This window comes from Nocardia sp. NPDC058705, from assembly GCF_042749305.1.
Taxonomy (GTDB): Bacteria; Actinomycetota; Actinomycetes; order Mycobacteriales; family Mycobacteriaceae; genus Nocardia.
Genome location: NZ_JBHYRN010000001.1, coordinates 170,840 through 196,037, shown reverse-complemented (window position 1 = coordinate 196,037; position 25,198 = coordinate 170,840). Strand labels below are relative to the sequence as shown.

25 protein-coding genes are annotated in these 25,198 nt (G+C 66.9%); 17 read left to right on the top strand and 8 right to left on the bottom strand.

Annotation, left to right across the window (positions count from 1 at the left end; genetic code table 11):
• The first annotated feature begins 36 nt into the window (after positions 1–36).
• Together ACFW6D_RS00910 and ACFW6D_RS00905 are read left to right on the top strand one after the other, a co-directional pair.
• Positions 37–588 (top strand): dihydrofolate reductase family protein, encoded by a 552-nt coding sequence (locus ACFW6D_RS00910; protein ID WP_379323420.1) that lies wholly within the window; start codon positions 37–39, stop codon positions 586–588.
• Between the two features lie 96 nt (positions 589–684).
• On the top strand, positions 685–948 hold the full coding sequence (locus ACFW6D_RS00905; RefSeq protein WP_379323418.1) for a hypothetical protein: 264 nt from the start codon (positions 685–687) through the stop codon (positions 946–948).
• 51 nt (positions 949–999) lie between these two features.
• On the opposite strand, the gene ACFW6D_RS00900 is transcribed toward ACFW6D_RS00905, so the two are convergent.
• Entirely contained in the window at positions 1,000–1,842 is an 843-nt protein-coding gene (locus ACFW6D_RS00900) for an alpha/beta fold hydrolase (protein ID WP_379323416.1), read from the bottom strand.
• Positions 1,839–2,255 (bottom strand): helix-turn-helix domain-containing protein, encoded by a 417-nt coding sequence (locus ACFW6D_RS00895; RefSeq protein WP_379323414.1) that lies wholly within the window; start codon positions 2,253–2,255, stop codon positions 1,839–1,841. The genes ACFW6D_RS00900 and ACFW6D_RS00895 overlap by 4 nt, the downstream gene beginning before the upstream one ends.
• A gap of 295 nt (positions 2,256–2,550) precedes the next feature.
• Between ACFW6D_RS00895 and mshC the strand changes: the two genes are divergently transcribed.
• From mshC to ACFW6D_RS00865, 6 genes are all read left to right on the top strand, one after another.
• Positions 2,551–3,789, top strand: a complete 1,239-nt coding sequence (gene mshC, locus ACFW6D_RS00890; RefSeq protein ID WP_379323412.1) for a cysteine--1-D-myo-inosityl 2-amino-2-deoxy-alpha-D-glucopyranoside ligase — start codon at positions 2,551–2,553, stop codon at positions 3,787–3,789.
• Between the two features lie 256 nt (positions 3,790–4,045).
• Complete coding sequence (locus ACFW6D_RS00885) at positions 4,046–6,418, top strand: heavy metal translocating P-type ATPase (RefSeq protein ID WP_379323410.1); 2,373 nt, start codon at positions 4,046–4,048, stop codon at positions 6,416–6,418.
• A 35-nt stretch (positions 6,419–6,453) separates the two neighbouring features.
• Complete coding sequence (locus tag ACFW6D_RS00880; protein ID WP_379323408.1) at positions 6,454–7,275, top strand: universal stress protein; 822 nt, start codon at positions 6,454–6,456, stop codon at positions 7,273–7,275.
• Positions 7,276–7,344: 69 nt separating this feature from the next.
• Positions 7,345–8,793, top strand: coding sequence for a glucose-6-phosphate dehydrogenase (gene zwf, locus ACFW6D_RS00875; protein ID WP_379323406.1), 1,449 nt, complete (start codon positions 7,345–7,347; stop codon positions 8,791–8,793).
• A 114-nt stretch (positions 8,794–8,907) separates the two neighbouring features.
• Entirely contained in the window at positions 8,908–10,326 is a 1,419-nt protein-coding gene (locus ACFW6D_RS00870; protein WP_379323404.1) for a hypothetical protein, read from the top strand.
• A gap of 2 nt (positions 10,327–10,328) precedes the next feature.
• Positions 10,329–11,159 (top strand): Abi-alpha family protein, encoded by an 831-nt coding sequence (locus tag ACFW6D_RS00865; RefSeq protein WP_379323402.1) that lies wholly within the window; start codon positions 10,329–10,331, stop codon positions 11,157–11,159.
• A gap of 1 nt (position 11,160) precedes the next feature.
• On the opposite strand, the gene ACFW6D_RS00860 is transcribed toward ACFW6D_RS00865, so the two are convergent.
• Both ACFW6D_RS00860 and ACFW6D_RS00855 read right to left on the bottom strand, forming a co-directional pair.
• Entirely contained in the window at positions 11,161–11,817 is a 657-nt protein-coding gene (locus tag ACFW6D_RS00860) for an enoyl-CoA hydratase-related protein (protein ID WP_379323400.1), read from the bottom strand.
• A 12-nt stretch (positions 11,818–11,829) separates the two neighbouring features.
• A complete protein-coding gene (locus ACFW6D_RS00855; RefSeq protein ID WP_379323398.1) occupies positions 11,830–12,438 on the bottom strand; it encodes a TetR family transcriptional regulator in 609 nt (202 codons plus the stop codon).
• A gap of 213 nt (positions 12,439–12,651) precedes the next feature.
• Between ACFW6D_RS00855 and ACFW6D_RS00850 the strand changes: the two genes are divergently transcribed.
• Positions 12,652–13,197, top strand: a complete 546-nt coding sequence (locus tag ACFW6D_RS00850) for a TetR/AcrR family transcriptional regulator (protein WP_379323396.1) — start codon at positions 12,652–12,654, stop codon at positions 13,195–13,197.
• Between the two features lie 4 nt (positions 13,198–13,201).
• Here ACFW6D_RS00850 and ACFW6D_RS00845 read toward each other — a convergent pair whose 3' ends face one another.
• The 3 genes from ACFW6D_RS00845 to ACFW6D_RS00835 are packed head-to-tail and all read right to left on the bottom strand — an operon-like array spanning position 13,202 to position 17,199.
• Positions 13,202–15,061, bottom strand: a complete 1,860-nt coding sequence (locus ACFW6D_RS00845) for a Na+/H+ antiporter (protein ID WP_379323394.1) — start codon at positions 15,059–15,061, stop codon at positions 13,202–13,204.
• Positions 15,062–15,089: 28 nt separating this feature from the next.
• Entirely contained in the window at positions 15,090–16,415 is a 1,326-nt protein-coding gene (locus ACFW6D_RS00840; RefSeq protein ID WP_379323392.1) for a threonine/serine exporter family protein, read from the bottom strand.
• Between the two features lie 52 nt (positions 16,416–16,467).
• The gene (locus ACFW6D_RS00835; RefSeq protein ID WP_379323390.1) at positions 16,468–17,199 is read right to left on the bottom strand and encodes a histidine phosphatase family protein; all 732 of its coding nucleotides are present in this window, start codon (positions 17,197–17,199) and stop codon (positions 16,468–16,470) included.
• 199 nt (positions 17,200–17,398) lie between these two features.
• On the opposite strand from ACFW6D_RS00835, the gene ACFW6D_RS00830 reads away from it, so the two are divergent.
• The gene (locus ACFW6D_RS00830; RefSeq protein WP_379323388.1) at positions 17,399–18,130 is read left to right on the top strand and encodes a DsbA family oxidoreductase; all 732 of its coding nucleotides are present in this window, start codon (positions 17,399–17,401) and stop codon (positions 18,128–18,130) included.
• Between the two features lie 25 nt (positions 18,131–18,155).
• Here the strand turns inward: ACFW6D_RS00830 and ACFW6D_RS00825 are convergent, their stop codons facing one another.
• Positions 18,156–19,181, bottom strand: a complete 1,026-nt coding sequence (locus tag ACFW6D_RS00825; RefSeq protein ID WP_379323386.1) for a glucose 1-dehydrogenase — start codon at positions 19,179–19,181, stop codon at positions 18,156–18,158.
• Between the two features lie 329 nt (positions 19,182–19,510).
• Here ACFW6D_RS00825 and ACFW6D_RS00820 point away from each other — a divergent pair, with 329 nt between their 5' ends.
• The 7 genes from ACFW6D_RS00820 to ACFW6D_RS00790 are packed head-to-tail and all read left to right on the top strand — an operon-like array spanning position 19,511 to position 25,183.
• Positions 19,511–20,302, top strand: coding sequence for a DUF1460 domain-containing protein (locus ACFW6D_RS00820; RefSeq protein WP_379323384.1), 792 nt, complete (start codon positions 19,511–19,513; stop codon positions 20,300–20,302).
• Between the two features lie 19 nt (positions 20,303–20,321).
• On the top strand, positions 20,322–20,879 hold the full coding sequence (locus tag ACFW6D_RS00815; RefSeq protein ID WP_379323382.1) for an isochorismatase family protein: 558 nt from the start codon (positions 20,322–20,324) through the stop codon (positions 20,877–20,879).
• Positions 20,880–20,896: 17 nt separating this feature from the next.
• Positions 20,897–21,442: a class I SAM-dependent methyltransferase gene (locus tag ACFW6D_RS00810; protein WP_379323380.1), complete on the top strand. Its 546-nt coding sequence runs from the start codon at positions 20,897–20,899 to the stop codon at positions 21,440–21,442.
• A 9-nt stretch (positions 21,443–21,451) separates the two neighbouring features.
• Positions 21,452–21,850 carry a MerR family transcriptional regulator gene (locus ACFW6D_RS00805; RefSeq protein WP_379323378.1) on the top strand — a complete coding sequence of 133 codons (399 nt, stop codon included), beginning with the start codon at positions 21,452–21,454 and terminating at the stop codon, positions 21,848–21,850.
• A gap of 39 nt (positions 21,851–21,889) precedes the next feature.
• Positions 21,890–22,330, top strand: coding sequence for a helix-turn-helix transcriptional regulator (locus ACFW6D_RS00800; RefSeq protein ID WP_379323376.1), 441 nt, complete (start codon positions 21,890–21,892; stop codon positions 22,328–22,330).
• Positions 22,331–22,344: 14 nt separating this feature from the next.
• Positions 22,345–22,755 carry a VOC family protein gene (locus ACFW6D_RS00795; protein WP_379323374.1) on the top strand — a complete coding sequence of 137 codons (411 nt, stop codon included), beginning with the start codon at positions 22,345–22,347 and terminating at the stop codon, positions 22,753–22,755.
• Positions 22,756–22,810: 55 nt separating this feature from the next.
• Positions 22,811–25,183 carry an ATP-binding cassette domain-containing protein gene (locus ACFW6D_RS00790; protein WP_379323372.1) on the top strand — a complete coding sequence of 791 codons (2,373 nt, stop codon included), beginning with the start codon at positions 22,811–22,813 and terminating at the stop codon, positions 25,181–25,183.
• The last annotated feature ends 15 nt before the right edge of the window (positions 25,184–25,198 follow it).

Below are 25,198 nucleotides of genomic sequence, written 5' to 3'. Positions count from 1 at the left end.
CGATGAATTTCGCGCGCGAAGGAGGTCTACACAGTCATGAGGAAACTGATCTACGGGTTCGGTGTATCGGTGGACGGGTACGTCAACGACCGCGAAGGCAGCATCGACTGGGGTGATCCGAACGACGAGCTGCACCAGTTCCACAATGACAGGTTCTGTGGGCTGGAGCTGGTGTTGAACGGGCGTCGGCTGTACGAGCTGATGGCCGACTACTGGCCGCACGTGCCTGCGGACGCACCACCCATCGAGCGCGAATTCGGCGAGCTCTGGACGCGCACACCCAAGGTCGTGTTCTCGCGGACCCTCGACGAAGTGCAGTGGAACAGCACCCTGGTCCGGGAGAACGCGGTCGAGGAGGTTCGACGGCTCAAGGCCGACGGCGACGGGGTCATGGAAGTCGGTGGCGCGAGCCTGGCCGCCACGTTGATGCCGCACGGGCTGATCGACGAATATCAGCTGTTCGTCTCGCCCGTGGTGCTCGGCGGCGGCACCCCGATGTTCCCGACGCTGGACAAACGCATCGGGCTCCGACTGGTCGAGACCAGGCGCTTCGACACCGTGGTGCTGCTGCGTTACCTCGCGGACTGAGGTTTCTCGCGGGCATCGAGGCTTTGTGGCCTGCTCAGGCCCGGTGCTAGTGTCCTCCAAGCACTTTCGTTATCCCCGCGAGATCCGAGGAACCACATGTCGACCCGTTCCATTGTCACCACCTCCGCCGCCGCGCTGCTGCTCACCGGTGCCGCCGCTGTCATCGCCGCGCCCGCGCAGGCGTTCCCGAGCAGCTGGTGGGCCGAGGAAACCTATGTCTGCTCCGCGGCCGATCGTTTCGGCACCCCGGTGCCCGACGTGACCGTGGAGGCCGCCGATCCGGTCGCCGCCTCGTTCGAAGCGATCATGCAGTACGGCCCGGAGGTCAACACCGCGAACGTGCAGTGCCGCCAGCAGTGATGTGAACCGGATCGGTGTCACCGCACGTCGGGGAGCGGTGGCACCGATCGATCACCCAGCGTGGGTTCGCACGAAATCCCGTACCGCCACAGTCTGATTCAGCAGGCCGTGTCCGACGCCGGGCAGCACCCGCACCTCTCCGCGGGGGAAAGCGCCGCGGGCACGTTGTGCGGTGCGCGCCGAATCGAACATGGCGTCGCGGTCGCCGACGATTACCAGGACCGGGATGTCCACCTTGCGTAGTTGTTCGTCGCGGAAGCGGGGCAGCGCGGCGGGGCGCGGCGTGAAATGCGCGAACGTCAGTTCCACATCATCGAGGATCGGGTCGGCTTCCGGTCCGTCGAAACCCAGAATGATCCGTGCCATGTCGCGCACGCTGTGCCTGCCGAGCAGCCACAGCCCGATCGCCTTCACCATCCAGCCGTAGCGGTGCTTTCCCAGCCCACCGGGGCACAGCAGGACCAGCGTCGTGACCCGGTTGGGCCTGCGCAGCACGTAGTCGAGGGCGGTCCACCCGCCCAGTGACATGCCGGCCAGCGCCACGGTGTCGAGGCCGAGTCCGTCGATGACCTCGTCGAGCCAGCTCGCGGTCGCGTCGGTGTCCAGTGCAGGCCGGGTGGGGGAACTGAATCCCGGTTCGCCGGGCAGATCCACCGCGTACACGCGGAAACGGCTGGACCAATCCGCGATGTCGGCGCGCCAGGTGATGGCGTTGGCTCCTGAGCCGTGCAGCACGACCAGCGGCGGTGCGTCCGCGGGTCCGGACGCCACGACGAACGTTTCGCCGATACCGGTGTCGATCCGCAATTCCTCGCGCGGGACCGGCCAGGCGTCGAGGCGCTCGCGGTAACGCTGGTGGATGAGCCGTCGGCCTTCGTCGGACTTGTAGATCATGAGCTGAGGATTCCGTCCAGGTAGTCGAGCAGGCGGGCGCTGTCGGCCAGGCTGCCGAGCAGGATCACTTTCAAGCGATTCCGGGCAGGGTCGTAGCTGGTTTCCACGCGCATGCGCTGACCGCCCCTGGTGCCCGCGGTGGCGGTGAGCAGGGTGGTGATCCGGTCGACGGTGGCGCGGTCGATGTCGTCGATCTCGACGATGCAGGAGGACTCGGCGTGCCGAGGCGCCGACGTCTGCGGGGTGGTGATCGGCAATCCGGTGAACGCCTCGAGGTCTTCGTGGGTGATGCGGTACTGCTTGCCGATGCGGGCGGCGGGGAGCTTGCCGTCGCGCACATAACTGCGCACGGTGCGCACATGCAGTCCGAGCAGTTCGGCGACCTGCTCCACCGAATAGAGACCATCTGTCATGAAACAACCGTAAACGAACGTACCTATAGGGAGCAATACGGAAGTTAGGGGAATTGTGGACTGTGACAATGATCGCGATGGCAACCGTTCGCCCAGCTCGCGACGCACACTGGGCGCGACACACCCGATTCGCCCCGTTACCCCCATGACCAGCGGATCTGCTCGAGCGCAACCCTTGACGCCGACGCCACAACACGTTTGTGTGCAGGTAGCGGGCCGTGCCGCGACGCCGCGAGCAACCCCATGTGCCGGGCCGCGAGCCGAGCCCGTCGGCGGGGGCTCTACCCTCGAAGACATGCAGTCCTGGTCCGATATCGCCCTGCCGACCGTCCCCGGAACAGGGCCGCCGTTGCGTTTGTACGACACCGCCGATCAGCAGATCCGCCCGGTCACCCCCGGCGCGACCGCGAAAATGTATGTCTGCGGCATCACCCCCTACGACGCCACCCACCTCGGTCACGCGGCCACCTATCTCACCTTCGACCTGGTCAACCGGATCTGGCGCGACGCGGGCCACGACGTGCACTACGTCCAGAACGTCACCGATGTCGACGACCCGCTGTTCGAACGCGCCGACCGCGACGGCATCGACTGGCGCGACCTCGGCACCCGCGAGATCGAGCTGTTCCGCGAGGACATGACCGCCCTGCAGGTGCTGCCGCCACGGCAGTACATCGGTGCGATCGAATCGGTCGAAGAGGTGGTGGAGGTGGTGCAGAAGCTGCTCGCCATCGACGCCGCCTACATCGTCGACGACGCCGAATACCCCGACATCTACTTCCGTACCGACGCCACCGAGCAGTTCGGGTACGAATCCGGCTACGACCGCGCCACCATGGAGAAGCTGTTCGCCGAGCGCGGCGGCGACCCCGACCGGGCCGGTAAACGCGACACCATCGACGCGCTGCTGTGGCGGGCGCAACGACCGGGCGAACCGTCCTGGCCCGCGCCCTTCGGCGCCGGTCGGCCCGGCTGGCACATCGAGTGTGCGGCGATCGCGCTCAACCGCATCGGCGCCGAGTTCGACGTCCAAGGCGGCGGCTCGGACCTGATGTACCCGCACCACGAATACTCCGCCGCGCACGCCGAGGCGATCACCGGCACCCGCCGCTTCGCCCGCCACTACGTGCACGCGGGGCTGATCGGTCTCGACGGCGAGAAGATGTCGAAGTCCAAGGGCAACCTGGTGCTGGTGTCGAAGCTGCGCCGCGCCGGAGTCGACCCCGCCGCGATCCGGCTCGGCCTGCTCGCCGGGCACTACCGGTCCGACCGCATGTGGACCGACGAGGTGCTCACCGCCGCGCAGACCCGCCTCGACCGCTGGCGCGAAGCGGTCTCGCTCACCGCGGGCCCGTCGGCCACCGACACGGTCGCCCGGTTGCGTCAGCACCTGGCCGACGACCTCGACACCCCGAAGGCCCTCGACGCGATCGACAACTGGGCCGAGCAGGCCATCGCCTATGGCGGCACCGATGCCGAGGCGCCCGCCCTGATCCGCGCGGCCGTCGACGCGCTACTCGGCATCACCCTCTGAGACCCTCTCGGTCGGGCATCAGCCCCACCAGGGCCTCCCTGATCGACCCTGTCGACCCGTCCTCCCCGGCGCCCGTGTGCGTCCGGCCAGGGGTGCGGGCCCGTCAGCAGCGCCTTCCGTGCCGGTACCTCGGCGCCGATATCGCGAAAGCGCAGGCCAGGTCCCCGAAGATCGCGTTCAGGATCGGTACTCTCGCGGGGAGACTGAGGCGCGTGGCGCTGTCGCGTCGTGCGTTCGACCGGCGACAGGAGCGGCGATGCGCGACCCGAAGGAACAATCCGCTTCCGATTCCGCCACGGCCGTTCTGCACGTCGGCGGGCAGCATCGCGCGAGCTCGCGCCGGATCCTGATCAACGGGTTGCGTCACCGTCCCGGCGTGCTCGCCGTGGAACCGAACCCGGTCGCCCAAACCGCCACTGTCACTTACGATCCCGCCCGAACCTCCGTCAGCGACCTGTGCACATGGGTTCACGACTGCGGCTACCGGTGCGCGGGTCGTTCCACACCGAACCACCTCTGCGACCCCATGAGTGGACCCGCGACGCACGCCGACCATCCCTCGGGTTCGCGGCACGACACGGGGGACTCCGCTCCTGATCATCCGGACGCGAAGCCCGGGACCCATCACGGCGGTCATGCCTCGATGTCGATGGACAGCATGGCCCGCGACATGCGCGACCGGTTCCTGGTCGCGCTCGTCTTCTCGACCCTGGTGATGCTCTGGTCGCCGATGGCCACGCACATGTTCGGCCTGCACCTGCCCACACCGTTCGGGATGCGCGCCGATATCTGGATGCTGATCCTGAGCCTGCCGGTGATCTTCTACTCCTCGACCATCTTCTTCACCGGGGCGTGGAAAGCGTTGCAGGCGCACACCCTGGACATGATGGTGCTGGTCGCAGTGGGCATCGGGACGGGCTGGCTGTATTCGCTCTACATCACGTGCACCGGTGGCGGTGAGGTGTTCTACGAGGCGTCCACGATGTTGGCGACGTTCGTGTTGCTGGGGCACTGGTTCGAGATGCGGGCGCGCAGTGGCGCGGGGGACGCGGTGACGAGCCTGCTGGATCTGTCGCCACCGAAAGCTGTTGTGCTCCACGACGGCAAGGAGACCGAGGCGCCGACCGCCGATGTGCGGGTCGGTGACGTGCTGGTGGTGCGCCCGGGTTCGAAGATCGCCGTCGACGGCACCGTGCTCGAGGGTTCCAGCGATGTCGACGAGTCGATGGTGACCGGTGAGAGCCTGCCGGTGCACAAGCAGCCGGGTTCGGCGGTGATCGGTGCGACCATCAACACCACCGGCAGTCTGCGGGTGAAGGCCACCAAGGTGGGTTCGGACACCGCCTTGGCGCAGATCGTCGAATTGGTGCAGCAGGCACAGAATTCGAAGGCGCCCGGCCAGCGTCTGGCCGATCGGGCCGCGTTCTGGCTGACCCTGGTCGCGCTGCTGGGCAGTCTGACCACGCTGGTGGTGTGGTTGCTCGTCGGGGCGTCGTTGAGCAAGGCGTTGTTGTTCGCGATCACCGTGGTCGTGGTGACCTGTCCGGATGCGCTGGGATTGGCGACGCCGACCGCGATCATGGTCGGGACCGGTCTCGGCGCGAAACGTGGTGTGCTGTTCAAGAACGCGACGGCGCTCGAGGACGCGGCGCGCATCGACGTGGTGGTGATGGACAAGACCGGCACCCTCACCAGCGGCAAACCCGAAGTGACCGAGGTGGTCACCGCGCACGGCATCGACACCGACCGAATGCTCGCTATGGCCGCGGCCGTCGAACGCGAATCGGAGCATCCCCTCGCTGAGGCGATCGTCGACTACGCCAAAGACCATGGTGCACAGACACTTTCGGTCGAAGCATTCCAGAATGTGGCGGGGCGTGGCGCGAAAGGCACCGTCGACGGGCACCACGTCCTCGTCGGCAACCGCGGCCTCCTCGACACCGAACACATCGACCTCGGCGACCTGGCGAAACAGCGCGACCAGTTGGCGGCGTCAGGCCACACTGCGGTCCTGGTCGCCGTCGACGGTCGCGCCCAAGCGGTAATCGCCCTGGCCGACGCCCCACGCCCGACATCGGCCGCCGCGGTCCAAGCCCTGCACGAGCTCGGTGTCGGCGTGGTCATGCTGACCGGCGACAACAATGGCACCGCCGAACGCATCGCCCACGATCTCGGCATCGACACCGTGATCGCCGACGTGCTGCCCAAGGACAAAGCCGACCGGATCGCCGACCTGCAACACTCCGGCAAGAAGGTCGCGATGGTCGGCGACGGAGTCAACGACGCGCCCGCCCTGGCCCGCGCCGACCTCGGCATCGCGATCGGCGCGGGCACCGACGTCGCCATCCAGACCGCCGACGTCGTGCTCATGCGCTCGGACCCCTTCGCGGTCTCGACCGCACTGCGCATCGGCCGTGGCACCGTCCACAAAGAACACCAGAACCTCGGGTGGGCAGTGGGTTACAACGGCATCGCCCTGCCGATCGCGGCCGGCTGCTTCGCCCATTGGGGCCTGACCATGCGCCCGGAGATCGCTGCGATGGCCATGTCGGGATCGAGCCTGATCGTCGCGCTCAACGCCTTGCACCTCAAACGTCTGTCGTTGCCCGCCGAGCCACCACAGCGCTGACACCTCGGTTGCTCGTGGTGTGCTGCGCTTATACTGTGGGCCACAGCGCAGCTGACCTGCCGTCGATCGGAGAGCGCCACATGGGTTGCTACCAGCGCATCATCGTGGGAACCAACGGGTCGGAGTCCGCGCAGACGGCGGTAGCGGTGGCGGGGGAGTTCGCGGTACGCCTCGACATCGGGGTCACCGCGGTGAGCGTGTGGAAAGAAGCGGGACGCAGAAGCACCGACGCCGCCTGGGCCGAACAGAACACCGCCGCGGCCGCCGACGTGCTGCTCGCCACCGGCGTCACCGAGGTCACCCGCATCGAACTCGAGGGCACCGCGGGCGCATTGCTGCTCGAAGCCGCCGAACCCGGCACCGTGCTGATCATCGGTGGCGGCAGTCTGGGCAGTTCCAAAGCGCGCTTGCTCGGCTCGACGGCCAATCACGTGTCCCACCACAGTCAGACCGATGTGGTGTTCACCCACAAGATCCCCAAGCGTTGGACCACCGTGGGCCTCACCACCGACGGTTCGGCGAGTTCGCTGACCGCCGTGCGCCGCGGCTACGACCTCGCTCTCGCGTTGAGTGCGCGCCCGTTCCTGGTGACCTCGGCCAAAACCGACGACGACGGCGCCACCACCCTGATCGACGTGGAAGGCCAGATCGCGGTGAGCGACCCGGAATTGTTCGGCCGTGACGTGCTCACCGGCGTTCCGGCGGCGGAGGCCATCTGCAACGCGGGCTGGAAGTACGACCTCGTCGTCATCGGTAATCGCGGAATGAGCGGTCCCGCAAGACTTCTGGGATCGGTGGCGAACAAGGTCACCCATGACATCGACACCAACTTGCTGCTGGTGAACACCACCCACTGAGTCGTCGGCACGGTGTCGGTCCGGTCGAGAACGGCCCCCGGCGGTGTCTCGCGCCGTACCCTGGAGAAGGTGTCGGCCACAGGCTCGGAAACCGCCCCGCACGTCGTCGTCTTGTTCGGCGCCACCGGCGATCTCGCTCGCCGCAAACTCCTACCAGGGCTACTGCACCTGTCCCGGTCGCACCTGGCACCCGACCTGCGCATCATCGGCGTCTCCCTCGACGACCTCGATGACGAGTCCTTCCGCGCACTGGCCCACACCGCCTGCGAAGCGTCCTCGCGCCGTGGCGTGCTCGAGGACTGGGACAAGTTCGCCGAAACCCTCACCTACGTGCCCCTCACCGCGGGCCCCGCAGCTTTGCGCCGCGCCGTCGACACCCAGCGCGCCGCCCTGGGCCCCGACACCCAGGTACTGGCCTACCTGTCGGTGCCGCCCAAAGCCGCACCCGCGGTGATCGCGATGCTCGCCGAAGCGGGCCTCACCGATGACGCCCGGGTGGTGATGGAGAAACCGTTCGGCGTCGACCTCGACAGCGCCCGCACGCTCAACGCCGCCATCCACGAGGTCTTCGACGAATCCCAGATCTTTCGCATCGACCATTTCCTCGGCAAGGAATCCGCACTCAACATCCTCGCGTTCCGGTTCGCCAACGGCCTGTTCGAACCGATCTGGAACCGCAATTTCATCGACCACATCCAGATCGATGTCCCCGAAAAGCTCAGTCTCGAAGGACGTTCGGAGTTCTACGACGCCACCGGGGCGTTTCGCGACATGGTGGTGACCCACCTGTTCCAGATCCTGGCGTTCGTCGCGATGGAACCCCCGACGGCCTTGGATTCGGAGGCGATCACCATCGAGAAGAACAAGGTCTTCCGGTCGATGTTGCCCCTGGATCCACGCAAGGTGGTGCGCGGGCAGGTGCGCGGCTATCACGACGAACCCGGTGTGGACCCCGATTCCGACACCGAGACGTTCGTGGCGCTGGCCTGCGGGATCGACAACTGGCGGTGGGCGGATGTGCCGTTCTACCTGCGCACTGGCAAGTACCTGGCCCAGGGGCAGCGGATCATCTCGATCGCCTTCCGTGAGCCGCCGCAGTCGATGTTCCCGCCCGGTTCCGGCGTCGGCGCGCACGGGCCCGACCATCTGACCTTCGATCTGGCCGATTCGTCGAAGGTGTCGTTGTCGTTCTACGGCAAACGCCCCGGTGTCGGTATGAAACTCGACAAGCTCAGCCTGCAGTTCGCGCTCGAGGAAACCGACCGCGCCGGTGACGTGCTCGAAGCCTACGAACGCCTGATCCTGGACGCGATGCGCAACGACCACACCCTGTTCACCACCGCCGACGGCATCGAACGCCTCTGGGAGATCTCGGCGCCACTGCTCGACGACCCGCCCCCGGTACGCAACTACGACACCGGCTCCTGGGGCCCCAACGCCATCCACCAGCTCGTGACGCCGCGCTCGTGGCGGCTGCCGTTCGAACGGGCCTGGCGCGAACGCCGCGTCTGGACCTGACACCGGGTTTGCTCCGATATAGCGGAGAACCGCAGAATTGCCCGGAACCTCCCGCTTTCTCACCTATGATGACCGAACGCGCGATGTTTGCGAACACGACGGAGTGGACGCCGGATGAATGCTGGGATCGAGGCGGCGGGCTTCTTCGGCCTGCTGGACTGGGAGAAGACCACCGGCCTGAGCAAATTCTGGGTCGACATGATCACCATCCCGATCTTCAGTGCGATGGCCGGTCTGATCACCAACTGGACCGGGGTGATCATGCTGTTCGCACCGGTGCGCTTCACCGGTTTCTATGTGCCGGGTCTGAAGACGATCTTCCCGTTGCTGCCACGCAAAGTGCAGATCCTGCCGACGTTCGCCCCCGGTGGCATTCTCGGCTTCCAGGGGTTCATCCCGGCCCGCTCGGAGAAGATGGCGAGCCTGATGGTCGACAACGCCGTCGCCAAGATCGGCACCGCCAAGGACTTCTTCGACCAGATGGACCCGCGCAAGATCTCCGCCCAGGTCGCGCACGCGGCGCTGCCGAATGTGCGCTCGATGGTCGACTCGATCATGACCACCGAGCACCCGCAGCTGTGGTCCGACATGCCCCCGCGCGCCCGCGAAGCCGTCTACAGCCGGGTGGAATACGAGCTGCCCGCGATCACCGACCGCGCCTTCGATTTCATCGGCGAGAACATCGACCAGCTCCTTGACGTGAAGCTGATGGTGGTCGGCTATCTGCGGCGGCGTCCCGAACTGCTCAAAGACGTCATCTACGGGCTCGGCGCACCGGAGTTGCGGTTCATGACACGCAGTGGGGTGCTGGGGTTTCCGTTCGGGGTGATCGTGGCGCTGTGGTTGTCGCTGCTGCACTACAGCACCCCGCACGGCGACACCCCCGCGCTGATCTCGCTGCCCGGCTGGCTCTACAGCATCCTGCATTTCCTGCCAGCGTGGGCGTGGGTGCTCGCCGGCGGCGCGGTGGTGGGTGTGCTGGTCAACATCATCGCGATCAAGGTGGTGTTCGAGCCCGCCGTGCCGCAGCCGCGCTACAAATACCCGTGGCGGGTCGCGAAATTTGCGAAACGTCAGCATCAGGCGGCGGCGGATCTGGGGCATGCGATCGGGTATCAGATCGTCACCCTCGACGTGGTGACCGAGCAGTTGCTCGACGGGCCCAGCGGTGACAAGACCCGCGCGGTGATCGCCCATTTCCTCAAGCTCGAGATCGACCGGGTGCTCGGTCCGCTGCGGTCGGTCACCCGGCTGGCGGTTGGCGCACGCCAGTTCGACGCCATCCAGGCCACCGCGGGCGCCAACCTGGCCACCGAGATGAAGCCGTGGCTGGTCGACGACGTCGAGTTCTCGCAGACGACCGCGGCCAGCGTGGACCGACTGGCCACCGAGAAACTGCGCGAGCTGCCACCCGAGGAATTCGTCGAAATGCTCTACACCGCCATCGAACAGGACGCCTGGCTGCTGTATCTGCACGGTGGCATCCTCGGTGCCTGCATCGGTGCCCTGCACCTGCTGATCTTCGGAGCGTGACCATGGATGAGAAGCAGCCCGACCGCGACCCCGGGATCCCGACCGACCTGCTCGGTTTGGCCCGCATCGCCGGATTGTCCTTGCGCCACATCGTGGGTGCGGTCACCAAGGGCGCGGTGCACACCGCCACCGACCTCGTCGACGACATCCGCGCGGGCGAACCGATGTCGCAGATCTTCGACGAACGCGTCGACCTGCTGCGCCGCACAGCCTTGAGCGCGCTGGGCCTGTCCGCCACCCCGACCGGACTCTACGGCCCGGCCGAAAACGCCGTCGACGCCGAAGATCTCAAGGCTATGGGCGACGCGATGATCACCGAGGGCTGGGATTGCGCACAGCAACCGCGCGACCTGCACCCCTCGTTCGTGCCGATCCTGCACGACCTGACCCCGGACGAAGCGCGCATCCTGCGCTTCCTCGCCGTCGCCGGACCACAACCCGCCATCGACATCCGTACCAAGGCGCCGTTCGGGATCGGCTCGCAACGGCTGGCCGACGGCATCAACATGATCGCCGCCATGGCCGGTTGCGCGCTGCCCGACCGCGACCACCACTACCTCGGGAACCTGAGTCGGCTGGGGCTGGTTCGCTTTTCGACCGAACCCGTCGCCGACTTCCGCCGGTACGCATTCCTCGAAGCCCAGCCACCGGCCCAGGCCGCCTACAAGTCGGTGAAGATGCGCGCGATCAGCTCCTACCGCAGCATCTACCTCACGGTGTTCGGAAAGCAGTTCTGTGACGCGTGTTTCGTGCTCGGCGACTACACCGGGGGTGGTTGGGCAGGCGATGATCGCGGTGACATCTATCTGGGCAAGGGCCCCCGGTTGCCGTGATTCAGTCGCGGGTGCGCAGCGCGTCGAGGACGTCGGCGAACATCACCGATTTGATGGCTGTCATCGTGGGCTGATCCTTGCCGCCCAGCGGTGCGACCAAAGCCAGTGCGGCGTCGAGGACTTCGCCTTCGGCGGCGGTGGCGTCGACCAGATCCACGGCCAGCGCGTCGGGCCCACCGAAACGGCGACCCGTCGTCATGGCGGCGATGGCGGTCTTGGGGGTCACCTTGGCCTGGATGAGCGCGGCCATGCCGTTGGTGAACGGGATGCGGATATCGGCCTCGGGGAAGCAGAAGTAGCCGCGGTCGGCGCGCATCACCCGGTAGTCGTGTGCCATCGCCACCATCGCGCCCGCCCCGAAGGCGTGTCCGCCGATCGCGGCGGCCGTCGGCATGGGCAGGGTGAGGACCCGGGCGAACAGGGTGTGGATCGAGGCGACGTATTCGGCGGCCCGGTCACCATTTGCCGCGAGCCAGTCCAGGTCGAGGCCGTTGGAGTAGATCTTGCCGGTCGCGGTGGTCACCAGGGCGTGGGCGCCCTCGGCGACGACGGTGTCGAGGTGGGTGTGCAGTTCGGTGAGGTAGTCCGGGGAGAAGCGGTTCTCGCCCTCGCCCAGGTCGAGGACGGCGATCGAATCATGGTGGCGCAGTGTGGGCACGGGGTTTGCCTTTCAGTGGGGACCGAGGTCGAGGACGGCACGTACGGCAGCACGCAGCTGGGCACGGGCCAGGGGGTCGGTGAGCCGGTCGCGGCGCAGCAGCAGCGCGGTGGGCAGGTCTACCAGGCAGGTGGTGACGGTGGCGACGCCGCGCCGATCGGCACGACCCCACAGGGTGCGCGCGAGACGATTGAGCGCGGCAATGAGGGCCTTCTCGGTGTCGGCGATCTCCTGGGCGAGTGCGGGCGGGATGTCACCGGCGAGGAGTTCGGCGCGGTCGACAAGGAGGAGCAGGCGCGCGGAGTCGGGGTGCTTTTCGGCCAGTCTCGCGGGTGCTTCGGCGGCGTCGAGGACCGCGTCGATGCGGATGTCGTGGTCGGCGGCGGTGACGGCGCGGTCGATGTCGGCGGTCTGGAGGTCGAGGAATCGGTGCGCGGCGCGTAACCAGGTGTGCGCCAGCACAACCTGGCGCGACTGAAATGTGTGATAGAGCGCGCCATTGGATACTCCAGTCGCGGCGGCGACTGCGCGCACCGTCACCGCGGCGGGTCCGGAACGGGCCGCGAGGTTCTCGGCGGCGTCCAGGACCGTCTGCGGGTCGTGCGTGCGCGGTCTCGGCATGAACAATAGTTTACAGAGCGTCTGCTCTGCTATTCCATCCGGATGCGGTTTTCGGGCTCTGCGCACGTATTTCGTTCCGCCACTTGGCATTTCAGGGTCGGGCGGGCCGATCGGAGCGCAACATAGACAACGTTACGTAGACGCGGGGGCTCGATACGATGGGGTACTGTTCGCATTCTTCAGCCCTGCCCGCACGAACAGAACGGCATCGCGATGTCCCGAGTGGTCACCAAGGAGCAGTACTTCGACACCGCGGTGGCGGTGCTCGCAGAGTTCGGTTTCAAAGGTCTCAACATCGGGGTGCTGTGCCGTCGCCTCGGCGTCACCAGCGGCTCGTTCTATCACCACTTCGGTTCCTGGCAGGGCTTTGTCGACACCCTGCTCGAACACTGGGAGAACCGTCAGATGGTCGAGCTACGCGCGCTCGACGTCGGCCACGGTGATGCCGATGCCGACGTGCGCGCCATGTCGGTGCTCGCCAGCGGACTCGAACACGGCGCCGAAGCCGCACTGCGCGCCTGGGCGGCCAACGACGAATCGGTACACGTCACGATCAAGCGGGTCGACGAATCACGCAGGCGCACCGTGCATCGCGTGATCGACGGTGTTGTCGGCGACACCGACACGGCCACCGTCGTCACCGAATTCGGGATGGCGATGATCATCGGCTACCAACAGCTCGCTGCCGCAGGCGAATCCACCGAACTCGACCACCTGCTCGCCGAGTACGCCCGCCTGATCTACTCCCACCGCGGCTGAGTCACTAGCCGAGCAGGTGGTCGACGTAGCACCAGCGCCACTGCTCGCCGGGTTCCACGCTGCGCATCACCGGATGGTCCGTGGACCGGAAGTGGGCGTCGGCGTGGTTGCCGATCGAGGACTCGCAGCAGCCGATGTTGCCGCAGGCGGTGCACATTCGCAGGTGCACCCACTGCAACCCCTCGTCGAGGCACTGTTGGCACACCAGGTCCCCGGCGGGCGGTTGGGCCAGTAGCGGCGCCTCGTCCAGGTGCACGCAGCCCTGCGCGCCTGCCGCGGTCGACAGCGGTTCGGCGCGGCGCTCGTCATCGTCTTCGTCGAAGCGGTCGATGATCGATTCCTCGAGGTCGAGCTGGGCGAAGACATGTTGGAGCACTTCGTAATCGGCGGCTCCCTTGTCGCGCACCTTCAGCACCGCGTCACGTTCGGCACGCAACATCGCCAGGCGCAGTCGCCGGTACTCGGCGGTCGGTGTCACCAGTTCGGCTTCGGGGCGGCCCAATCGTTCCCAGGCGGCGTTGGAACGCCAGGTGAGTCGTTGCCGCAGCGACTCGATCACCGGTTGCGGGGTGTTCGGTCCGACCTGGCGGTCAAGTTCGGCCAAACCCGCGGTCGAAGCCTGTTGCAGCAGATCGGCTTTCGCGAGCGCGTCCTCTTCGCGGCTGGGCCCGCGCAATCGCAGCAACCGCACCAGCCACGGCAACGAACTGCCCTGGACGAGCAGCGTGCCACCGACCACCACCAGGGCCAGCAGTTCCAGCACCGGGAGTTGGGGAGTCGAATCGGGCAGCAGCAGTACCGCGGCCAAGGTGACCACGCCGCGCATCCCAGCCCAGGACACCACCGCCGCATGGCTCAACGGCTCGGTGGTGCGCCCGAAGAGTCTGGCCACCAGGACCGGTGTGAACACCCAGATCGGCCGGGCCAGCATCACCGCGGCCAGTACCGCGATCGCGGTGACGATGAGGGTGGCGTGGTCGAGTCCGCTGTGCCAGGCGCCTTCGACGATCCAGCGCACCTGCAACCCGATGATCAGGAACACCGCGCTCTCCAGAATGAACTGGATGGTGCGCCAATTGGTGCGCTCGGCGACCCGTGATGCCGCGCCCTGCCAGCGTTGCGCACCGTGGCCGAGGATCATCCCGCAGGTCACCACGGCGATCACACCCGAGGCGTGAAAGTGCTCGGCAGGCAGGTACGCCACGAACGGCGCCAGCAGCGACACCGACGTGTCGAGCACCGGATCGGTGATCCGCCTGCGCAGCATCGCCAGCACCGCCGCCACCGCGGCCCCGATGACCGCGCCGCCGACGGCCGCGATCAGGAAATCGCCGCCGATCTGCCACACCGTCACCGCACCGGCCATCGCCGCGATCGCCGAACGCAACGCCACCAGCGCGGTCGCGTCGTTGAACAGCGACTCGTCCTCGAGCACCGTCACGATGCTGCGCGGCATCCCGGTGCGGCGCGCCACCGCGGTCGCGGCCACGGCGTCCGGGGGAGCGACCACCGCACCGAGGGCGACCGCGGCCGCGAACGGTACCGGCAGCAACCACCACACCACCAGCGCCACCGCGAACGTGCTGAACAGCACCAACCCGACCGACAGCGAGGCGATGGTGCGCAGGTTGTCTTTGAAATCGACCAGTGAGGTCCGTAGCGCGGCGGTGTAGAGCAGCGGCGGCAGCAGGCCCAGCAGCACCACCTCAGGTTCCAGGTGTACCTGCGGCACCATCGGCAGATACGACGCTGCGACCCCGGCCAAGGTCAGGACCAGCGGCTCCGATACGCCGAATCTTCGCGCCAGCGCCGCCAGCGCGGTCGCCGAGCCGATGAGGACTACCAGACCGATCGCGATATCCACGCGTGCATTCTCCCACTCGGCGGACCGATCAGTCGGTCGTCGCCGCCCACGGTCGCCGCGCCGACACCGACCACAGGTACACCCCGAAGCTCGCACCGAGACCCAGCGCCACACACACCGCCGCCGCCTGCGCGAAATACCCGATCCCCGACACCTTGTACACCGACAGGATCAACCCCTGACACACGATCAGACCCGGCAGCAACGCACCGGTGATCCCGACCAGCGCCAACGCCGACATCGGCAACCGCAACCGCTCCGCGCTCGCCGCGGCGAGGAAACCCAACACGACCGCCGCGAGCGGGCCCGCCCACGCCGCGGGCATGTGCCCCACATGGATCAATGTCTGGTTCACCGACGCTGTCACCAACCCGGCCACCGCCGCGGGAAACAGCAGACCGCGCCCACCCACATTGAACAGCGCGTTGCCGATCGCGCCGAGGATCGCGAAAATAATGCCCAACCACACGGGCAACGTGGGCAACGTCGCGTCGCTGGCGATCCCCAGATCGAAACGCCACGCCAGGGCCAGGGTCAGCAGACCGCCGAGCACGATCCCGCCGATGATCAACGCCGCGCCCAAGGCGCGGGCCAACGCGGTCAGACTGTCGGCGCTGACCACGTCGATCGCGGTCGAGATCAATTGTGGCAGTGGCGCTATCAGCACCCAGGCGGTGGCGATCACCGTGGCGGCCTGGGCCACCGACAGCCAGCCGATCAGATGAAACGTTCCACCCAGCGCGCCCGCCATCGCCGCCTGCACCGCCACGGCGACGAACTTCGGCACATGGTGGGCGCCGAATCCGCGCCCGCTCAGGTTCACGATGAGCTGGGTGCCCGCGGCCAGCAGCGCGGCCGGCGGGCTGCCGCCGATCTGCAGGCAGATACAGAACGCCAGCAGCACTCCGCCTGCCTGTACCGACCACCACGGAAACGGTTGCGGGCCGATGTCGGCCTTCTTCAGCCGGTCGCACGCGTCGACGGGCGTGAGGTTGTCGGTAACCGTCTGTCGGACAACGTCTTTGATCCGTCGCATCCGGTCGCAGTCGTAGCTGTCCAACGACGATGCCTCGGCCACGCGGGACAGGACGAGACCGTCGCCGTCGGCGCACTGCACGATCACCACGCGACCGAGACTGCTCACTGTCACCTCGCGCAGTCCCCATGCCCCGGCGCACGACTTCACCATCAGCATCGACGCTTCGGTGGCGTAGCCGGATTCCAGTGTCGAGGTTGCCAATTCGGCGAGGAATTCCAGTGCCGCCTCGATCTGCCGGTCGCCGGATCCCGCCGCCGTCGACCGGGACTGGTCCTGCTTCGATGCGTTGTCGTTCGCTTCGCTCAGGTTCGACATGCCGCCAATGTAGTGGGCCTCGGTTGCCTGTCCCGCAGACACGCGCGAGGCCTCAACCTGCCTGTTCGTCCAGTGAGTCCGGTCCTGTCACCTCGTCTACCGTCAGATGATCGACCGATCCCCACACCCGCAGGGCCAGCCGCGGACCTTCACGCCGCCACTGCGACACCGACGCGTTGGGCACCGGCTCGAGCGAATCCGGTACGGGCGCACCGAGTCCATCGAGGATGTAGCGCAACGACAGCACCACCGCGTCGTGGGTTACCACCAGTACCTGTTCGCCCGCGGCGACCACATCCAGTTCGTCGAGGAAACTGCGTACCCGGACCGCCACGTCGGCCAGCGATTCCCCGCCCGGCGGGCGATAGACCCAGTTGCCGACGTGTTCGCGGCGTGCAGCTTCCTCGGGGGCGCGTCGCCGGATCGCCCGGTAGGGGTGCAGTTCGAATACGCCCATCTCGCGATCGCGTAATCGTTCGTCGACCAGGGTGCGGATCGGACGCAGGTGTCGGTTGCGGGTGGTGGCGGCTTCGGCCATCACTGCCCAGGTGACCCTGGTGCGCAGGTAGGGGGAGCAGACCACCAGCGTGGGCCGCTGCACGCCGGCCAAGCCCGCCAGCCAGTCGCCGAGGCACTCCGCCTGCCAGTGCCCGTACTCGGTCAGGTCCACCCCGGAGTCGGTGCCCGGCATCGGTCGCTGCTCGGTTGCCGGGTCGGCGTACCAGGCGTTGGCCTCGCTCTGGGCGTGTCGGACCGCCCAGAGTCCACCGAGTGCGCGGGGCACTGTCAATCCTTCGGGCACCTGAACCCACCCCCGTCGTCGATCGATCGCCATCAGTTCCTTCGTGCTCGTCCTGTTATGCCCGGACGCACCAGGGGAATAGCGGCTTCGTTGCCAGCGTTATAACCCCAGTAATTCGAACGCTTGTCCAGATTGATCCCGGCGGACCCCGCCGGATGTTCGTGTGCCGGAGGAGGCCCGCTTGACTACCAGAGTAGAGATCTGGACCGACATCAACTGCCCGTTCTGCTACCTGGGCAAGGCCCGCTTCGAAGAAGCACTGGCCGACTTCGCGCACCGTGACGAGGTCGACGTGGTGCACCGCTCCTTCGAGCTCGATCCGACGCTGCCCGAAGGATCCACCCGCCCGGTCATTCCGGCGATCGCCGCGAAATACGGCATCACCGTCGATCAGGCCGCCGCCAACGAACGCGGCATCGGCGCCCAAGCCGCGGCCATGGGCCTGCCCTACCAAACCTCCGGGCGCGACTCCGGCAACAGCTTCGATATGCACCGACTCCTGCACTACGCCCTCGACCAGGGCAAACAGGAAGCCATGCTCGACGCGCTGTACGCGGGCAATTTCGCCGAACCCGAACCGGTCTTCGGTGACACCGAACGCCTTGTCGCGCTGGCGGTGCGCGCCGGACTCGACGAGAATTCCGTGCGCGCGGTGCTGGCCGATCCCGATGCCTACGCCGACGCGGTTCGCCGTGACGAGGCCGAGGCTGCCGCACTCGGTGCGACCGGTGTGCCGTTCTTCGTCTTCGACGGCAAGTACGCGGTCTCGGGTGCGCAGCCGGCCGAAACCTTCACCCGCGCACTGAATACCGCGTGGAACGATCGACCTGCCCCGCAGGTCATCGCCGACGGTGACACCTGCGGCCCAGATGGTTGCGCGGTGCCTCCGGCCGGGTCCGCGGCGGTCGACTGACCACCGCGGACCTCGTTGGGGCGGGTCAGGCCAGGTCGATGACGACCTTGATGTCGTCGCCGCCGGGACCGAACGCTTCGAGGGCCTTTTCCAGGGGCAGCCGCCGGGTGATCAGCCGTTCCAGCCAGGACTCGTCGGCCTTGGCGAGGGCTTGCGCGCCCTGCTCGTAGTGGTGGCGGTTCGCGTTCACCGAACCGAACACCACCGCGTTGTCGAGCACGATGTTGCGGTTCAAGCCCCCCACGTCGACCTCACTGTCGACACCGGGCGTCGACACCCCGGTCAGGCAGATGATCACGCCGGGGTTGTTGATCTCCATCGCCTGCAACGCCACCGCGGGCGCGCCGGTCGCCTCGATCACGATGTCGGGCTGGATCTCCTTCGCCACCGCAGCTGCCGTTCCCGTGTGGAAGGTGGCACCCAACGCTTCCACGAGTTCCTCTTTCACCCCACCGGTTGTGCGGTCGAGCACGTGGACCTCGAGCCCTCGCTCGGCGCCGAGCAGCGCCGCGAGCAACCCGATGGGCCCGGCGCCGGTGACCAACACCTTGCGAGGGTCGAACCAGGCCCGGTTGTTGATCTTCTCGATCTGATCCCACGCCTTGGCCACCACGGTCGTCGGTTCCAACAGCACCCCGACCTTCTCCAGCTTCGGATCGAGTTTCACCGCGAAGTCCTCGCGCACGGTCCAGGCGGTCGACCCGTATCCGTCGATCTCCTTGATCCCACGCTCGACATACATTCCGTTGCGGCACATATCCCATTCGCCGCGCGCGCACGCACCACAGGGCACCGGGTCCGGCCTGCGCACGATCCCGACCACGAGATCGCCCGCGGCGAACTTGCTGCCCGCGGGTGCGGTCTTGACCCGGCCCAGCGATTCGTGGCCGAGGACCATCCGTGACTTGCCGGGGGGCAGCCACCCGTAGTTGCCCTGCGCGATATCGCGGTCGGTACCGCAGATCCCCAGCGAGATCCCGTCGACGAGTAGTTCGCCGGGGCCGACGACCGGGTCGGGCACATCCTCCACTTTCAGTGATTGCTTCTGCATGGGAACCACTGTCAACGCACGCATTTCGGCATCCCTTCCGCCCGGACGGGCCAATGGTCGACGTCTGCACGAACCACATCCACGACACCACGGGGAGCAACCCCGTCGCGAACTCGCCGCGAACACGGACTACCTGCGAAAACGATACGCGAACACTGTCATAAAAGGCCGTGACGTTACCATTCGCGAATATTCGGCATCGTCGCCGTCCGGGTCCGCTGTGCTCCACCTTCGTCGTGGTCGCGCGGCCTGACAAGGCCAACCTGTCGGCGGTGTCGGTTACGGTGGACAACGCTCGCACCGATCGACCGTGGCCAGCTGGAGGCGTCTTGCGCATCATCGTCCGGATACTGCTCGTGCTCGCCGCGCTGCTGTGCGCGGGTGCGCCTGCACTGGCCTACCCTGCCGTCATCGACGAGACCTCTATGCGCAAGATCGACGAATTGCTCGCCGTGCGCGCCGAAACGGGCAGCAGCAACAGACCCGAGCTGATCGAAAGACTCTCGGCTCGCTTACTCGGCACCCCCTACGGGGCGAACATGCTGGTCGGCTCCGCGACGGAACGCGAACAACTGGTCGTCGACCTGCGCCGCGTGGACTGCTTCACCTTCCTCGACTACATCGACGCCGCTTCCCGCGCCGCCGACCGCGACCAGTTCGTCAACGAACTCGTCGCCGACCGCTACATCGATGGCCAGGTCGAATTCGCCCAGCGCAAGCACTTTTTCACCGACTGGGCCACCCGCGAACGCCGCGCCGCCACTGACATCACCGCGAGTCTGAGCCCCGCCGCAGTCACCACGACCAAGCACCTCAACGCGAAGGCCGACGGAGGGTTGTACGTACCTGGCGTCCCCGTGGTGGACCGGGCCATCACACAGATTCCCTCGGGTGCTGTCGATGGGGGAGTGCAGGCGGCCCTGCGCACGGGCGACTATCTCGGTGCCTACACCCCCGAAGCCGGGCTCGACGTCACCCACGTCGGCATCATCGTCCAAACCCCCACCGGTCCCGTCTTCCGCAACGCCTCCTCCCTCGCCGCGAACAACCAGGTCGTCGACACCCCGCTGGCCGACTACCTGTCCACCATTCCCGGCATCGTCGTCCTGCGCCCGCTCTGACCGTCTTCGAGGATTCGCCATGACCACACTGCCCGATCGCCCGAACACCGCCCTGCTCGTCGTCGACGTCCAGAACGGCGTCGTCGACGAAGCTCCGCTGCGAAACGAGGTCGTCGCCAATATCGCCGCCCTCGTCGATCGGGCACGCATCGCCCAGATCCCGGTCATCTGGATCCAGCACTCGTCCGAAGACCTGGTCGAAGGCACCGAGCCCTGGCAATACGTCCCCGAGCTCACCCGGGCCGATACCGAAGAGCTGGTCCCCAAGCACTACGGCGATTCGTTCGAGGACACCGCCCTCGAGGACGTGCTCGCCGCCGCGCGAGCCGGTCACCTGGTGGTGACGGGCGCGGAATCCGACGCCTGCATCCGGTCTACCATCCATGGGGCCTTCGTCCGCGGCTACGACGTCACCCTCGTCGCCGACGCCCACACCGCAGGCGACAAAACCCGGTGGGGCGCACCGAAACCCGAAGAAGTCATCGCCCACACCAACCTGTACTGGCAATTCCAGCAAGCCCCTGGCCGCACTGCGGCAGTCCGCCCGACCGGAGAGCTTGACTTCACGTCGACCTGAACAGCCACCGTGGTCCCATGACCACCTTCGGATACGAACAGAGCCTCGGCTACGACCGCCGCGCCACCCGACTCCTCACCGGCCTGTACCGCCGGATAGCCACTGACATCGATACTCGCTCTGCCCACTCGGCCACCGTCATCGACCTCGGCACCGGACCGGGAAAGCTGCTGTCCTACTTGGCAACCCGACGGCCCGACCTGCGGCTGCACGGCATCGACCTGTCCCCGCACATGATCGACATCGCCCGCCGCAACCTCGCCGAGTACCCGGTCGAACTGGCGGTGGCCGACGTCGCCGACCTGCCCCATCCCGATGCGAGTGTCGACACGGCCGTCTCGAGTCTGAGCATGCACGAATGGCCCGACCTGCCGTCCGCCGTCACCGAACTGCATCGAGTACTGCGCCCTGGCGGCGCCGCCGCCCTGTACGACTTCCGCTTCACCCGAACCCGCGAGATCCGCCGCGCCCTCGATGCGGTCTTCGGCGCAGTGGAAACCGAAACCATCCGCCTCCCTTGGCATCCCGTCGCGGTGATCACCTGCTACCGCGCCACCGCATAGGCTCGGGCGATGGCCGAGGAACACACCACGATCGGTGCGGTGGCGGCGCGGTTCGGTCTCGCGACCCACGTTCTGCGCCACTGGGAAGACTGCGGACTGCTCTGCCCACCCCGTGACTCGGCCGGCCGCCGCTACTACCGCAGCGCCGACATCGACACGATCGCGATGATCGTGCTCGGCAAGAAGGCCGGGTTATCCCTCGACGATCTCGCCGTCCTGTTCCTACGCGCCCCGGACCGCACCACCCGGCGCGAGGTGCTCGAGTCCCACCGCGACCGCCTCGCCGACCGGATCGCGCGCACCCGCGCCGCCCTCGACGCGGTCACCCACGTCCTCGACTGTGACGCCGAGGACTTCCGCACCTGCCCCCACTTCCGTGCCGAACTCACCCACGTCCTCGACACCTGACCTGGTCTGCGTTTCGCCCGACGTGGGAAGATCGCACAGGTGACCGGTACACCCGCGAAACCACAGCATCTGCGCGATCTCGCGCTGTTGCGTCGCGTGCGTGACCGCATCGACCGCGAATACGCCCAGCCACTCGACGTCGAGGCGCTCGCTCGCGGCGTCCACATGTCCGCCGGGCATCTCAGTCGGCAGTTCCGTCTGGCTTACGGGGAATCGCCGTACTCCTATTTGATGACGCGCCGCATCGAACGGGCCATGGCCTTGCTTCGCCGTGGCGACCTGAGCGTCACCGACGTGTGTTTCGCGGTCGGCTCGTCGTCGCTGGGCACCTTCAGTACCCGGTTCACCGAACTCGTCGGTGTGCCGCCCAGTGTCTACAAACAGCAGCAGGACCAGCAGACCGCGGGCATGCCGTCGTGCGTGGTCAAGAAGGTGACCAGACCGATCAGGAATCGAGAAGCGTCGGCTGGTGACCGGTGATTAGCGTGGTCGTCATGAACCTCACCATTCACCAGACCTACCTGCCCCAGGACGACCCCGACGCCGCCCTCGCCTTCTACCGCGACGCGCTCGGGTTCGAAGTCCGCAACGATGTCGGCTACAACGGCATGCGCTGGATCACCGTGGGCCCGGCGGGCCAGCCCGACACCTCCATCGTGCTGCACCCACCGGCCGCCGACCCCGGCATCACCGACGAGGAACGCCGCGTGATCGGCGAGATGATGGCCAAGGGCACCTACGCCGCGATCAACCTCGCCACCGAAGACCTCGACGGCCTGTTCGAGAAGCTGCAGGCAGGAGATATCGAGGTCGTGCAGGAACCCACCGATCAGCCCTATGGCATCCGCGACTGCGCCTTCCGCGACCCCGCCGGAAACATGGTCCGCATCCAGCAGGCCAAGTAGGTCCCCGCGCCGGTAGATTCGTACTTCGGCGATGTCGACTGATCGAGGGAGACCCATGAGCACGGCCAACAAGACCATCGAGCCCGCGGACAGCCATGATCTGATCCGCGTGCACGGCGCGCGGGTCAACAACCTGCGCGATGTGAGCATCGAGATCCCCAAGCGCAGGCTCACCGTCTTCACCGGGGTGTCCGGTTCGGGCAAGAGCTCGCTGGTCTTCGGCACCATCGCCGCCGAATCGCAGCGTCTGATCAACGAGACCTACAGCGCGTTCGTGCAGGGTTTCATGCCCAGTCAGTCCCGGCCCGACGTCGACGTGCTCGAGGGGCTGACCACCGCGATCCTCGTCGACCAGTCGCGTCTCGGCGCCAACCCGCGCTCCACCGTCGGCACCGTCACCGACGCCAACGCCATGCTGCGCATCCTGTTCAGCCGCCTCGGCGACCCGCACATCGGTTCCTCGCAGGCGTTCTCGTTCAACATCGCCTCGATCAGCGGTGCGGGCGCGGTCGAGGTGGAGAAGAACGGGGTCACCGTCAAGGAACGGCGCAGCTTCTCCATCACCGGCGGCATGTGTCCCACCTGTGAAGGCAAAGGCCTGATCAACGACATCGACCTCACCGAGCTCTACGACGAGAACCTGTCCCTCGACGACGGCCCGTTCAAGATCCCCGGTTACAGCATGGACGGCTGGATGGGGCGAATCTTCAAGGGTTCCGGCTTCTTCGACCCGGCCAAGCCGATCAAGAAGTACACCAAGAAGCAGCTCGCCGACCTGCTGTACAAGGAGCCGACCAAGGTCAAGGTCGAAGGTATCAACCTCACCTACGAAGGTCTGATCCCCAAGCTGCGAAAGTCGATGCTGTCCAAGGACATTGATTCCCTGCAGCCGCATGTGCGCGCGTTCGTCGAGCGCGCGGTCACCTTCGGCACCTGCCCGGACTGCGACGGGACCCGCCTGTCCGAGGCCGCGCGCTCGTCGAAGATCAAGGGTCTGAGCATCGCCGACGCGTGCGCCATGCAGATCACCGACCTGGCCGAATGGGTCAAGGACATCGAAGACCCCTCGGTCGCCCCGCTGCTCGAGTCGCTGCGCCAAACCCTCGATTCCTTCGTCGAGATCGGCCTGGGTTACCTGTCGCTGTCGCGCCCGTCGGGCACGCTGTCCGGCGGTGAAGCTCAGCGCGTCAAGATGATTCGCCACCTCGGTTCCTCGCTCACCGACGTCACCTACGTGTTCGACGAGCCGACCGCCGGCCTGCACCCGCACGACATCCAGCGCATGAACGGCCTGCTGCTGCGCCTGCGCGACAAGGGCAACACGGTCCTGGTGGTCGAACACAAGCCCGAGACCATCGCCATCGCCGACCACATCGTCGACATCGGCCCCGCCGCGGGTTCCAAGGGCGGCACCATCTGCTTCGAAGGCACCGTCGACGGCCTGCGCAAGAGCGACACCGTGACCGGCCGCCACTTCGACGACCGTGCCGCGGTCAAGGACTCCGTGCGAAAGTCGAACGGCGCCTTGAAGATTCGCGGCGCGGTAGCCAACAACCTGAACAAGGTCGACGTCGACATCCCCCTCGGCGTGTTGGTCGCGATCACCGGCGTCGCGGGTTCGGGCAAGAGCTCCCTGGTCCACGGCTCGATCCCCATCGACGAAGGCGTCATCTCCATCGACCAGGCTCCGATCAAGGGTTCGCGCCGCTCCAACCCCGCCACCTACACCGGCCTTCTCGATCACATCCGCAAAGCCTTCGCCAAGGCCACCGGCGCCAAACCCGCTCTGTTCAGCGCCAATTCCGAAGGCGCCTGCCCCAACTGCAACGGTGCCGGCGTGGTCTACACCGATCTGGCGATGATGGCGGGCGTCTCGACCAGGTGCGAGGTGTGTGAGGGCAAGCGTTTCCAAGCCGACGTGCTCGAACTGCGGTTCGCGGGCAAGAACATCAGCGACGTCCTGTCCATGCCGGTGGAGGAAGCACGCGACTTCTTCGGCGAAGGCGAAGCCCGCACCCCCGCCGCCCACAAGATCCTCACCCACCTCAGCGAAGTGGGCCTCGGCTACCTCACCATCGGCCAGCCACTCACCACCCTGTCCGGCGGCGAACGCCAGCGCCTGAAACTGGCCACGCACATGTCCGACAAGGGCGGCACCTACATCCTCGACGAACCCACCACCGGCTTGCACCTGGCCGACGTCGAACAGCTCCTCGGCCTGCTCGACCGCCTCGTCGAAGCGGGCAAGTCCGTCATCGTCGTCGAACACCACCAGGCCGTGATGGCCCACGCCGACTGGATCATCGACCTGGGCCCCGGCGCAGGCCACGACGGCGGCCAGATCGTCTTCGAAGGCACCCCCGCCGACCTCGTCAAGGCCCGCTCCACCCTCACCGGCGAACACCTCGCCGACTACGTGGGCGCCTGAGCACCGTCAGGCCGG

What these genes read in the sequence shown, in the direction of transcription:
- ACFW6D_RS00805 (WP_379323378.1), top strand. Translation starts at nt 21,452, where the DNA reads ATGGCCGAGGAACACACCACGATCGGTGCGGTGGCGGCGCGGTTCGGT.
- ACFW6D_RS00895 (WP_379323414.1), bottom strand. Translation starts at nt 2,255, where the DNA reads ATGACAGATGGTCTCTATTCGGTGGAGCAGGTCGCCGAACTGCTCGGA.
- ACFW6D_RS00810 (WP_379323380.1), top strand. Translation starts at nt 20,897, where the DNA reads ATGACCACCTTCGGATACGAACAGAGCCTCGGCTACGACCGCCGCGCC.
- ACFW6D_RS00855 (WP_379323398.1), bottom strand. Translation starts at nt 12,438, where the DNA reads ATGCCGAGACCGCGCACGCACGACCCGCAGACGGTCCTGGACGCCGCC.
- ACFW6D_RS00905 (WP_379323418.1), top strand. Translation starts at nt 685, where the DNA reads ATGTCGACCCGTTCCATTGTCACCACCTCCGCCGCCGCGCTGCTGCTC.
- ACFW6D_RS00815 (WP_379323382.1), top strand. Translation starts at nt 20,322, where the DNA reads ATGACCACACTGCCCGATCGCCCGAACACCGCCCTGCTCGTCGTCGAC.
- ACFW6D_RS00825 (WP_379323386.1), bottom strand. Translation starts at nt 19,181, where the DNA reads ATGCAGAAGCAATCACTGAAAGTGGAGGATGTGCCCGACCCGGTCGTC.
- ACFW6D_RS00900 (WP_379323416.1), bottom strand. Translation starts at nt 1,842, where the DNA reads ATGATCTACAAGTCCGACGAAGGCCGACGGCTCATCCACCAGCGTTAC.
- ACFW6D_RS00885 (WP_379323410.1), top strand. Translation starts at nt 4,046, where the DNA reads ATGCGCGACCCGAAGGAACAATCCGCTTCCGATTCCGCCACGGCCGTT.
- ACFW6D_RS00790 (WP_379323372.1), top strand. Translation starts at nt 22,811, where the DNA reads ATGAGCACGGCCAACAAGACCATCGAGCCCGCGGACAGCCATGATCTG.
- ACFW6D_RS00840 (WP_379323392.1), bottom strand. Translation starts at nt 16,415, where the DNA reads ATGTCGAACCTGAGCGAAGCGAACGACAACGCATCGAAGCAGGACCAG.
- mshC (WP_379323412.1), top strand. Translation starts at nt 2,551, where the DNA reads ATGCAGTCCTGGTCCGATATCGCCCTGCCGACCGTCCCCGGAACAGGG.
- ACFW6D_RS00910 (WP_379323420.1), top strand. Translation starts at nt 37, where the DNA reads ATGAGGAAACTGATCTACGGGTTCGGTGTATCGGTGGACGGGTACGTC.
- ACFW6D_RS00850 (WP_379323396.1), top strand. Translation starts at nt 12,652, where the DNA reads ATGTCCCGAGTGGTCACCAAGGAGCAGTACTTCGACACCGCGGTGGCG.
- ACFW6D_RS00795 (WP_379323374.1), top strand. Translation starts at nt 22,345, where the DNA reads ATGAACCTCACCATTCACCAGACCTACCTGCCCCAGGACGACCCCGAC.
- ACFW6D_RS00865 (WP_379323402.1), top strand. Translation starts at nt 10,329, where the DNA reads ATGGATGAGAAGCAGCCCGACCGCGACCCCGGGATCCCGACCGACCTG.
- ACFW6D_RS00870 (WP_379323404.1), top strand. Translation starts at nt 8,908, where the DNA reads ATGAATGCTGGGATCGAGGCGGCGGGCTTCTTCGGCCTGCTGGACTGG.